This window comes from Streptomyces sp. NPDC048411 (assembly GCF_040704695.1).
Taxonomy (GTDB): Bacteria; Actinomycetota; Actinomycetes; order Streptomycetales; family Streptomycetaceae; genus Streptomyces.
The window spans coordinates 59,376-69,858 of sequence record NZ_JBEZKL010000028.1; the positions used below are offsets into that span (position 1 = coordinate 59,376).

The 10,483-nt window shown below is 70.1% G+C and carries 9 protein-coding genes; 8 read left to right on the forward strand and 1 reads right to left on the reverse strand.

Annotated features, from left to right (window positions below; all coding sequences use genetic code 11):
* The first annotated feature begins 135 nt into the window (after nucleotides 1–135).
* Together AB0915_RS13315 and AB0915_RS13320 are read left to right on the forward strand one after the other, a co-directional pair.
* Nucleotides 136–1,641 (forward strand): acyl-CoA synthetase, encoded by a 1,506-nt coding sequence (locus tag AB0915_RS13315; RefSeq protein WP_366691182.1) that lies wholly within the window; start codon nucleotides 136–138, stop codon nucleotides 1,639–1,641.
* 363 nt (nucleotides 1,642–2,004) lie between these two features.
* The gene (locus tag AB0915_RS13320; RefSeq protein ID WP_366691183.1) at nucleotides 2,005–3,573 is read left to right on the forward strand and encodes an alpha/beta hydrolase; all 1,569 of its coding nucleotides are present in this window, start codon (nucleotides 2,005–2,007) and stop codon (nucleotides 3,571–3,573) included.
* Here AB0915_RS13320 and AB0915_RS13325 read toward each other — a convergent pair.
* A complete protein-coding gene (locus tag AB0915_RS13325; protein ID WP_366691184.1) occupies nucleotides 3,560–5,188 on the reverse strand; it encodes an FAD-dependent monooxygenase in 1,629 nt (542 codons plus the stop codon). The genes AB0915_RS13320 and AB0915_RS13325 overlap by 14 nt on opposite strands.
* A 268-nt stretch (nucleotides 5,189–5,456) precedes the next feature.
* On the opposite strand from AB0915_RS13325, the gene AB0915_RS13330 reads away from it, so the two are divergent.
* From AB0915_RS13330 to AB0915_RS13355, 6 genes are all read left to right on the forward strand, one after another.
* Nucleotides 5,457–6,575, forward strand: a complete 1,119-nt coding sequence (locus AB0915_RS13330) for a SchA/CurD-like domain-containing protein (protein WP_366691185.1) — start codon at nucleotides 5,457–5,459, stop codon at nucleotides 6,573–6,575.
* Nucleotides 6,576–6,651: 76 nt separating this feature from the next.
* Nucleotides 6,652–7,095: a cupin domain-containing protein gene (locus AB0915_RS13335; RefSeq protein WP_366691186.1), complete on the forward strand. Its 444-nt coding sequence runs from the start codon at nucleotides 6,652–6,654 to the stop codon at nucleotides 7,093–7,095.
* Nucleotides 7,092–8,360, forward strand: coding sequence for a beta-ketoacyl-[acyl-carrier-protein] synthase family protein (locus AB0915_RS13340; RefSeq protein WP_366691187.1), 1,269 nt, complete (start codon nucleotides 7,092–7,094; stop codon nucleotides 8,358–8,360). The genes AB0915_RS13335 and AB0915_RS13340 overlap by 4 nt, the downstream gene beginning before the upstream one ends.
* Nucleotides 8,357–9,607 (forward strand): beta-ketoacyl synthase N-terminal-like domain-containing protein, encoded by a 1,251-nt coding sequence (locus AB0915_RS13345; protein WP_366691188.1) that lies wholly within the window; start codon nucleotides 8,357–8,359, stop codon nucleotides 9,605–9,607. The genes AB0915_RS13340 and AB0915_RS13345 overlap by 4 nt, the downstream gene beginning before the upstream one ends.
* Before the next feature lie 15 nt (nucleotides 9,608–9,622).
* The gene (locus AB0915_RS13350) at nucleotides 9,623–9,880 is read left to right on the forward strand and encodes an acyl carrier protein (protein ID WP_358862486.1); all 258 of its coding nucleotides are present in this window, start codon (nucleotides 9,623–9,625) and stop codon (nucleotides 9,878–9,880) included.
* A 1-nt stretch (nucleotide 9,881) separates the two neighbouring features.
* On the forward strand, nucleotides 9,882–10,361 hold the full coding sequence (locus AB0915_RS13355) for an SRPBCC family protein (protein ID WP_366691189.1): 480 nt from the start codon (nucleotides 9,882–9,884) through the stop codon (nucleotides 10,359–10,361).
* Nucleotides 10,362–10,483 lie beyond the last annotated feature (122 nt).

Below are 10,483 nucleotides of genomic sequence, written 5' to 3' on the forward strand. Positions count from 1 at the left end.
TGCGGGCGAGAAAGGCGGTTGCTCGGATGCCCCGAGACACCACGCGTAACTCAGCCAGCACGTCCGTAGCCCTGTCAACAACTCGGCAGTAACAGAACCCTTGACCGCCCGGTCCCGGCCGCCCAGGATCACGCCATGACAGGTGTACGCAGCTCCACAGTCGACGGCGTCGTGACCCGCAGCGCACGGCGCACCCCCGAGCGCACCGCCGTGCGGTACGCCGACCGGTCCTGGACCTACCGGACGCTGGACACGGCGGTCAGCACCGCGGCGGCCGTCCTCCTCGCCGACCACGGCCTGCACCCCGGCGACCGGATCGCCTCCTACGCGCACAACTCCGACGCCTACCTGATCGCGTACCTCGCCTGTGCCCGTGCCGGGCTGGTCCATGTGCCGGTCAACCAGAACCTCACCGGCGACGACCTGACCTACATCCTGCGGCAGTCGGGCAGCGCCCTCGTCCTCACCGACCCGGCACTCAGCGACCGCATCCCGGCCGGATTCGCCGTACGGCCGCTGCGCGACGCACCGGACTCGCTGCTCGGCGCGCTCGCCACCCCGCGCCCCTTCACCCCAGAGCGCGAACCCGCCGCCGGTGACCTCGTGCAACTGCTGTACACCTCGGGTACCACCGCGCTCCCCAAGGGCGCGATGATGACGAACGGCGCCCTCGTCCACGAATACGTCAGTGCGATCACCGCCCTCGACCTGCGTCCCACCGACCGGCCCGCCCACTCGCTGCCGCTCTACCACTCCGCGCAGATGCATGTGTTCCTGCTGCCCTATCTCGCGGTCGGCGCGGAGAACACCATCCTCGACGCGCCCGACGCCGGCTGGATCTTCGACCTCGTCGAGGCCGGGCAGGCGGACAGTCTGTTCGCCCCGCCCACCGTCTGGATCGGGCTCGCCAACCACCCGGAGTTCGCGACCCGCGAGCTCGGAGGGCTGCGCAAGGCGTACTACGGCGCGTCGATCATGCCGGTCCCGGTACTGGAACGGCTCCGCGAGAGGCTGCCCGCGCTCGCCTTCTACAACTGCTTCGGACAGAGCGAGATCGGCCCGCTCGCCACCGTTCTCGGGCCCGAGGAGCACGAGGGCCGGATGGACTCCTGCGGCCGGCCGGTGCTCTTTGTCGAAGCACGGGTTGTCGACGAGCACGGCAAAGAGGTGCCGGACGGCACGGCGGGCGAAGTGGTCTACAGATCGCCGCAGTTGTGCGAGGGCTACTGGGACAAGCCGGAGGAGACCGCCGAGGCGTTCCGCGACGGCTGGTTCCACTCCGGCGACCTCGCCGTCCGTGACCCGGAGGGCTTCTTCACGGTCGTCGACCGGGTGAAGGACGTCATCAACTCCGGCGGTGTCCTGGTCGCCTCCCGCCAGGTCGAGGACGCCCTCTACACCCACCCCGCCGTCGCTGAGGCAGCGGTCGTCGGACTGCCCGACGAGCGCTGGATCGAGGCCGTCACCGCCGTCGTGGTGCTGCGCGGGGACGCGACCGCGGCCGAACTCATCGACCACGCCCGCGAGCGGCTCGCCCACTTCAAGGCACCGAAGAAGGTCCTCTTCGTGGACGAACTGCCGCGCAACGCCAGCGGGAAGATCCTCAAGAGGGAGCTGCGTGACCGGCTCGCGCAGCTGTGACCCCTGAGGGCCTTTCTTTCGGATCATGCCGGGCTGATCCGAAGGAAGGGCCCTCATCGATGATCGCGCCGCAGCCGACGTCGAGCGCGGACCCCGCCAGGGCGGCGTCCGCGAGAGACGGTGACCGGTCCGGCGGGGCACCGGACGACTCGACGCGACGGCCCGGTCCGTTGAGTCCGGGCAACGGGCGACGCCTTCGTGCGTAGCCCCTCCGGTCCGCCGGTGACGCGCGGGCCGGTGACGCCGCCTGGCGGCGGACCGCGGCACCGGCTGGGCTTCCCGCCCAGGAGCCGTCCCACATCGTGGATACGCTCATACCGAACACAGCTGCATCACGGCATGGGTCCTGTTTGGATGGCGTACATGCCGACCTTCCACGCATACGACGGGACCAGGATCGCCTATCACTTGCTGGGGGAGGGCGAGCCGCTGATCTGTGTGCCCGGCGGGCCGATGCGGGCCAGCTCCTACCTCGGCGACCTGGGCGGACTCGCCGCCCACCGCCAACTGGTGCTGCTCGATCTTCGCGGCACAGGGGACTCCGCCGCGCCGGACGACCCATCGACGTACCGCTGCGACCGGCTCGTCGACGACATGGAGGCACTGCGCGCCCACTTGGGCCACGAGCGCATCGATCTCCTCGCCCACTCCGCGTCCGCCAACCTGGCCGCGCTCTACGCCGCCCGGCACCCGGAGCGGCTGCGCACGCTCACCCTCGTCACCCCCGGCACCCGCGCCGCCGGTATCACCGTCACCGACGACGACTGGCGCGACGCCTGTGAACTGCGCCGTGACGAACCGTGGTTCGCAGAAGGCCGGGACGCGCTGGAGTCCATATGGGCGGGGCGGCGTTCCCCCGGTGACGCATGGTCCGCGATCGAGCCGTTCACGTACGGACGGTGGGACGCCGCCGCGCGGGCGCACGCCGCCGCAGCCCCGGAGCAGGCCAACTTCGAGGCAGCCAAGGCCTATTACCAGGATGGTGCGTTCGATCCGGCCGGCACTGTCGCCGCCCTGAAAGGCGTCACGGCGCCCGTGCTCGTCCTCGCGGGGGAGTACGACGCTGGACCCACCCCGGACCGCGCCGCCGAACTGGCCGCGCTGTTCCCGAACGCGGAGTTCGCCGTGCAGCGCGGCGCCGGGCACTACCCGTGGATCGACGACCCGGGCGCCTTCGTCCGCACCGTCAGCGCCTTCCTCGACCCCGAGGTGCGCAGCGTCCAGGCCGGAGGCATTCGCCTCGCCTACCGGGTGTGGGGCGAGCCGTCCGCTCCGCCCGTCGTCCTTGTCCACGGGCGCGGCGAATCCAGTCGCACCTGGACGGAGATCGCGGCACAACTCGCCGCCGACCGCCGGGTGTACGCACTCGACTTCCGCGGCCACGGCCTCAGCGAATGGACCGGCCGCTACTCCTTCGAGCTGTTCCGCGACGACCTGCACGCCTTCCTGGAGGCCCGCAATCTGTCCGGCGCCACCGTCGTCGCACATTCGATGGGCGGCGTCGCCGCGTTCCTGCTCGCCCAACAGGAACCAGCACTGATCGGCAGGCTCGTCATCGAGGAGGCCCCGCCGCTCATCCCGCTCGATCCGCCGCGCCCGCCCGCCCAACGCCCCGACACGGAACTCGACTTCGACTGGCCCGTGGTCCCGTCGATCGATGCCCAGCTGAACGCCCCCGACCCAGCGGCCCGCGAGCGCCTCGGCGAGATCACCGCCCCGACCCTCATCATCGGCGGGGGTCCGGGCAGCCACCTCGCGCAGGACCAGCTTGCCTGGATGGCCCAGCAGATCCCCGACTGCCGCCTGGTCACCATCGACGCCGGACATCTCGTCCACACCGCCCGGCCGGCAGAGTTCCTTGCGGCTCTGCGGTCGTTCGGCGTGGACCGGGACATCGACGAACCGTTGGCCGGCGGCGTCAGCCCCGGCTGAGCAAGGCGGACAGCACGTCGTACAACGTCGCCTCCGGATCGGTGACGGAACCTTCCGAGCGCCAGGCCACGAAGGCGTCGGGGCGCACCAGCACCGCACCCTCGGCGCTCGTACCGTGCGCCTGTGCCCAGTCCGCCCCGTTCTCCGGCTCCAGGTCGGAGCCGGCGCCGATACCGAACGCGTCGAGCCGCACCGAAAGACGGTCGGCCACGCGCGCCGCCGCCCGGCGCCACGCCACATCCGCGCCGTCGCTCAGCAACACGAACGACTGCTCGTACAGGTCCAGCGTCGACTTGCGCTCGCCTGCCTGACGGACCCACAGGTGTGGTGCCCGGGAGCCGGGGTCACCGTTCAGCCGCAGCCCTTGCGGCACCACCGGCTGTTCGGCGTCCACACCCAGCACGGCGCCACGGACATAGCGGTACCCCAGTGCCACCGGCAGCAGGCCGCCCTTCTTCCCGCCGCCGACACCGGGAGCCGGAGCATATCCGGGGTGGCTGTGCTCCGCGGAACGGGACGAGGCCCGCTCGCTCGTTGCCCGCGCCACGGGCAGCCGCTCCGCCTCGTACGTGTCCAGCAGCCCCGGACCGGCCTCGCCGCGCAGCACGGCGGCGAGCTTCCAGGCGAGGTTGTGCGCGTCCTGGATACCGGTGTTGGAGCCGAATGCCCCGGTCGGCGACATCTCATGGGCGGAGTCCCCGGCGAGGAAGACTCTGTCCCGGCCGTATCGTTCGGCGACCCGCTCTGCGGCGTGCCACGGGGCCTTCCCGGTGATCTCCACGTCGATGTCCGGGGCACCGGTCGCCCGGCGGATGTGTTCCGCGCACCGCTCGTCGGTGAAGTCCTCCAGCGTCTCGCCGTGTTCGGGATGCCACGGCGCGTGGAACACCCACTCCTTCTTGTTGTCCACCGGCAACAGAGCGCCGTCCGCCTCGGGGTTGGTCAGATAGCACACGATGAAACGCCGGTCGCCCAGCACGTCGGCGAGCTTCCGCGAGCGGAAGGTGATGCTCACGTTGTGGAACAGGTCGCCGGGTCCCGACTGACCGATCCGCAGCTGTTCCCGGATGGGGCTGCGCGGACCGTCGGCCGCGATCAGGTAGTCCGCACGGACGCTGATGTGCTCACCGGTCTCCCGGTTCTTCAGTGCGGCGTCCACCCCTGAGCCATTCGGGTCGAACGTCATCATTTCGGTGGAGAACCGGATGTCGCCGCCCTGCTCACGGGCCTGCGCCAGTAGCACCGGCTCCAGATCGTTCTGGCTGCACAGGCACCAGCCGCTCGGGCTGAACCGTGCCAGTCCGCCGCCCGGGTCGATCTCCTTGAACAGCCACTCCTGGTCGTCACCGGTCAGCGAGCCCGCCTGCAGAATCCCGTGATTCTCCGCGAGCACCGAAGCGGCCTCCCGGATCCGCTGTTCGGCTCCCGCCGTGCGGAACACCTCCATGGTTCGTACGTTGTTGCCGCGGCCACGCGGGTGTGTGGAGGTGGCCGCGTGCTTCTCGACCAGCAGATGCTCGATGCCGAGCCGGCCGAGGAAAAGTGAGGCGGACAGGCCCACCAGGGAGCCCCCCACGATGAGGACGGGTACACGGAGGTCGACGTTCTCGTTCATCAGTTGCTCCAGCTCCGACGCCGTACAGATGCATTGTTCATGCCCCTGCGGGAGCCGTTCGGACGGCCCCCGGACGGCTGCTCACCTGAACGGTTCATAAATCTCGCGTCGACCGGACCAGCGTTTCACGATCGGTCACGGAGACGCAGCCCGCGGCGCGGGGGCGGACGGTACGCATCCGCCGGGAGATTCCCCGCTCCGATCCCATTCGACAACCGACGGCCTGCCATTCACGTGGACGCCACGCCGTCTCGAAGGAGAACGACACATGACCACCCTTTCGGAACGGATCTCGCAGTCCGCCTTCGACGGCTCCAGGCTGCGGGTCGTTCTGCTGCTGGATCTGCACGACGGAGCCCAGAACCAATTCCTTGAGGCGTACGAGCACCTGCGCAATCAGGTGGCATCCGTACCCGGGCACATCAGCGACCAGCTGTGCCAGTCGATCGAGAACCCCTCGCAGTGGCTCATCACCAGCGAATGGGAGAGCGCACCGCCCTTCCTCGCCTGGGTCAACAGCGAGGAGCACGTCCAGACGGTCCAGCCCCTGCACAGCTGCGTGCGCGACACCCGGTCGCTGCGCTTCTCCGTGCTGCGGGAGACCGGGAGCGCCTTCGAGAGCACCCCCGATGCCGCCAAGCGCAACCTGCAGTCCGCCCCCCGGCTGGGCGACGGCGTGGTCCGCCACGCCCTCACGTTCACCGTGAAGCCCGGCAGTGAGGACGTCGTCGCGAAGATCCTCGCCGACTACGACTCCCCGCAGGCCAGGGTCGACGAGCACACGCGGTTGCGGCGTACCTCGCTCTTCATGCACGGAAACCGGGTGGTCCGGGCCGTCGAGGTCGAGGGGGACCTCCTTGCGGCGCTGCGCCATGTGTCCCGTCAGCCCGAGGTCAGGGCCGTCGAGGAGGCCATCAACCCGTACCTGGAGCAGGACCGGGACCTCAGCGACGAGAACTCCGCCCGGGTGTTCTTCACCCGGGCGGCTCTGCCCACGGTCCACCACGTCACCGCCGGCCGGCACAACGCCGCGGACATCCGCCGGTACGCGCTGTTCTACCAGGCCAAGGAGGGGTGCGGGATGGCGCTCGCCCGGCTGCTCGCCGGTAACGACGAGGAGGCGGCCGAGGACCGGACCAGCCCGATCGACAGCAGCACCATCTTCCAGCGCGACGACATCGTCGTGCGGCTCCTCGAAATGGTCGGCCCGCTGGACGCGCAGCCCGCTCAGGCTCTGGGCATCGACGACCCCACCAAGGTGACCCGGCTCGGACGGCTCCTGGACGGCGGCGTCAACGCCGCGCCGACCAACGACCAGGAGATCTCGCGCTTCCTCAAGAAGTCCGAGATGACCCTGATCACCGATCGGCGGGCCGCGGATTCCTGAACCGCGCGTCAGCGCCCTGGGGGGTTCTCGCTCGACCCGTCAACACTACGCGCACTGCGCCAGGAGGAAAGCAGTCATGACCACGCACCCGCCACGCATCGTGGACCTCAGTGAGACCCAGCCCAACCGCAGGCGCGGAGGCGACCTGCGCGCCATGCTCACGCCGACCGCCGTGGGTGCCACCAGCGGTTTCATGGGGCTGGCCATCGTGCAGCCCGGCGACCGCATCGGCGAGCACTACCACCCGTACTCGGAGGAGTTCGTGTACGTCGTGAACGGTCTCCTGGAGGTGGACCTGGACGGGGAACCATATGCCATGCGGCCCGACCAGGGCCTGCTGATCCCTCCGTATGTACGTCACCGGTTCCGTAACGTGGGAGATGTGGAAGCGCGCATGGTCTTCCACCTCGGTCCGCTCGCCCCGCGTCCGGAGCTCGGGCACGTCGACACCGAGCACACCGAGACCGCCGAGACCGCCGGCCGGGCCGCGCCGCCAGAACGAACCGAGGCGGCTTCATGAACCGGCGCGTGGCGGTCACCGGAGTCGGTGTCGTCGCCCCGGGCGGAATCGGCGCGCCGGCCTTCTGGGACCTCCTCGCCAACGGACGCACCGCGACGCGCGGCATCACCCTGTTCGACCCGGTGGGATTCCGCTCCCGGATCGCTGCCGAGTGCGACTTCGACCCCGCGGCCCACGGCCTCGACGAGGACGAGATCGCCCGGTCGGACCGGTACATCCAGTTCGCGCTCGTCGCCGCCAGGGAAGCCCTCGGCGACGCGGGCCTCGACCCGGAGAAGGTGGACCCCTGGCGCATCGGGGTGTCCCTCGGCACCGCCGTCGGCGGCACCACCCGGCTGGAGCACGACTACGTCGCCGTCAGTGGCAGCGGCGCCCGCTGGGACGTCGACCACCGTCCGGCCGGCCGCCATCTGGAGCGGGCCTTCTCACCCAGTTCCCTCGCCTCGGCGGTCGCCGAGCAGGTCGGCGCGCACGGCCCGGTGCAGACCGTCTCGACGGGCTGCACCTCCGGCCTCGACGCGATCGGGTACGCGTTCCACTCCATCGAGGAGGGGCGGGTCGACGTCTGCATCGCAGGGGCGTCCGACTCGCCGATCACCCCGATCACGGTGGCCTGCTTCGACGCGATCAAGGCGACCTCCGCGAACAACGACGACCCGGAGCACGCCTCCCGGCCGTTCGACGCCCGCCGGGACGGCTTCGTCATGGGCGAGGGCGGAGCCGTACTCGTCCTGGAGGAGCTGGAACATGCCCGCGCCCGCGGTGCCACCGTGTACTGCGAGATCGCCGGCTATGCCACCTTCGGCAACGCCTATCACATGACCGGGCTGACGCCCGAGGGACTGGAAATGGCCGAGGCCATCAACCGGGCCCTCGGTCATGCCCGGATAGACAGCTCACAGATCGACTATGTCAACGCGCACGGATCCGGCACGAAGCAGAACGACCGCCACGAGACGGCCGCAGTGAAGAGGGCCCTGGGTACGCACGCCTACGAGGTGCCCATGAGCTCCATCAAGTCCATGGTCGGTCACTCGCTCGGCGCCATCGGCGCCATCGAGATCGCCGCCTGCGTACTGTCCCTGGTCAACCAGACGGTGCCGCCGACGGCGAACTACGAAACCCCGGACCCGGAGTGCGACCTCGACTACGTGCCGCGCGACGCACGGCCCCGGAAGCTGCGCAGCGTCCTGTCGGTCGGCAGCGGATTCGGTGGTTTCCAGTCCGCCGTGGCCCTGACCAGAACAGGTGGGAGGACACCATGAGCACCCGAAAGGCCAGGCGCACCGTCGTCACCGGCATCGGTGTAGTCGCCCCCAACGGCACGACCACGGAGTCGTTCTGGAAGAGGACGCAGGAAGGAACGAGCGTCCTCGACCGCGTCACCCGCGAGGGCTGCGAGCATTTGCCGCTGCGGGTCGCAGGCGAGGTCAGGGGCTTCGACCCGGTGGACCTGATCGAGGAACGCTACCTCGTGCAGACCGACCGGTTCACGCACTTCGCGATGGCCGCAGCGGATCTCGCCCTCGACGATGCCCGGATCGGCCGGGCCGACTACGAGGGCGACCCGTTCGCCGTGGGAGTGGTGACCGCCGCCGGCTCCGGCGGCGGCGAGTTCGGCCAGCGCGAACTGCAACGGCTGTGGGGGCAGGGGTCCAATTATGTCGGCCCCTACCAGTCCATCGCCTGGTTCTACGCGGCCAGCACCGGCCAGATCTCCATCCGGGGCGGATTCAAGGGGCCGTGCGCCGTCGTGGCCAGCGACGAAGCGGGCGGCCTGGACGCATTGGCGCATGCCGCCCGGTCCATCCGCGGCGGCACCGAAGCCGTGGTCGTCGGCGCCGCCGAGGCACCTCTGGCTCCGTACTCGGTCGTCTGCCAGCTCGGGTACGAGGACCTCAGCGACTGTGAGGATCCTGACCGGGCCTATCGCCCCTTCACCTCGGACGCGTGCGGTTTCGTACCCGCCGAGGGCGGCGCCATGCTCGTGGTCGAAGAGGAGGCCGCGGCGAACCGCCGCGGGGCCCGGATCAGGGCCGAACTGGCGGGCCACTCCGCGACGTTCACCGGGGCGTCCCGGTGGGAGGAGTCCCGGGAGGGGCTCGCCCGGGCGATCAGCGGCGCCCTGCGGGAGGCCGGCTGTGCGCCGGAGGAGATCGACGTGGTCTTCGCCGACGCCCTCGGCGTACCCTCCGCCGACCGCGCCGAAGCACTGGCCATCGCCGACGCGCTCGGCGTGCACGGCAAGCGGGTACCCGTGACGGCGCCCAAGACCGGGATCGGCCGGGCCTATTGCGGGGCGCCGGTGCTGGACGCGGCAGCCGCCGTACTGGCTATGGAATTCGGCCTGATACCTCCGACCCCGAACGTCGTCGACGTCTGTCACGAACTCGATGTCGTCACCGGGCGGGCGCGCCCCGCCGAACTGCGGACGGCGCTCGTGCTGAGCCGCGGCCTCATGGGTTCGAACGCGGCCATCGTGCTGCGGCGCCCCACCGCTATCCACGCGTGAGAAGGAGAAGTCCTCATGAACGGTCCACTGACCTACCAGGAGCTGGCTGCGCTGATGAAGAAGGGCGCGGGAGTCAGCGTCGACCCGCAGGAGATGGAGAGCCGGCCCGCGTCCGGCTTCGACGAGTACGGCCTGGACTCGCTCGGCCTCCTCGGCATCGTGGGCGTGCTGGAGAACCGGCACGGCAGGCCGCTCCCGGCCGACGCCGACCGGTGCAAGACGCCCCGTGAATTCCTCGACCTCGTCAACCACACCCTCATGACAGGAGCCTGAAGTGTCCGGACACACCGAGAACGAGATCACCATCGCCGCACCCCTCGACCTGGTCTGGGACGTGACGAACGATCTGGAGAACTGGCCGCGGCTGTTCAGTGAGTACGCGGCGGTCGAGGTGATCGAACGGGACGGCGAGAGGACGAGGTTCCGGCTGACCATGCACCCCGACGAGAACGGCAAGGTGTGGAGCTGGGTCTCGGAGCGCACGACCGACCGCGCCGGGCGCAAGGTCGTCGCGCGCCGCGTCGAACCGGGCCCGTTCGAGCACATGAACATCCGCTGGGAGTACTCGGAGGTCCCCGGTGGTACGAAGCTGCACTGGACGCAGGACTTCGCGATGCGGCCCGACGCGCCCGTCGACGACGCGTGGATGACCGACAACATCAACCGGAACTCGCGCGTTCAGATGGAACTCATCCGGGACAAGATCGAGCAGCGCGACCGCGAGCGCCGTACCGCCCCGGTCAACGCCCGCTGACCCCCTGCCCGCCCGCGTCAGGCCGGTATCATCCGCGACGCCGAGGTGATGCGCCGTCCTCTCAAGCTCTCGGACGTGCGCCTCGAGGACTACGACGCGGTCTACCTGCCGGGCGGTCACGG

Excerpts from the sequence above, each read along its gene's own strand:
- AB0915_RS13340 (WP_366691187.1), top strand. The coding sequence starts at position 7,092 with ATGAACCGGCGCGTGGCGGTCACCGGAGTCGGTGTCGTCGCCCCGGGC.
- AB0915_RS13330 (WP_366691185.1), top strand. The coding sequence starts at position 5,457 with ATGACCACCCTTTCGGAACGGATCTCGCAGTCCGCCTTCGACGGCTCC.
- AB0915_RS13325 (WP_366691184.1), bottom strand. The coding sequence starts at position 5,188 with ATGAACGAGAACGTCGACCTCCGTGTACCCGTCCTCATCGTGGGGGGC.
- AB0915_RS13315 (WP_366691182.1), top strand. The coding sequence starts at position 136 with ATGACAGGTGTACGCAGCTCCACAGTCGACGGCGTCGTGACCCGCAGC.
- AB0915_RS13335 (WP_366691186.1), top strand. The coding sequence starts at position 6,652 with ATGACCACGCACCCGCCACGCATCGTGGACCTCAGTGAGACCCAGCCC.
- AB0915_RS13350 (WP_358862486.1), top strand. The coding sequence starts at position 9,623 with ATGAACGGTCCACTGACCTACCAGGAGCTGGCTGCGCTGATGAAGAAG.
- AB0915_RS13320 (WP_366691183.1), top strand. The coding sequence starts at position 2,005 with ATGCCGACCTTCCACGCATACGACGGGACCAGGATCGCCTATCACTTG.
- AB0915_RS13345 (WP_366691188.1), top strand. The coding sequence starts at position 8,357 with ATGAGCACCCGAAAGGCCAGGCGCACCGTCGTCACCGGCATCGGTGTA.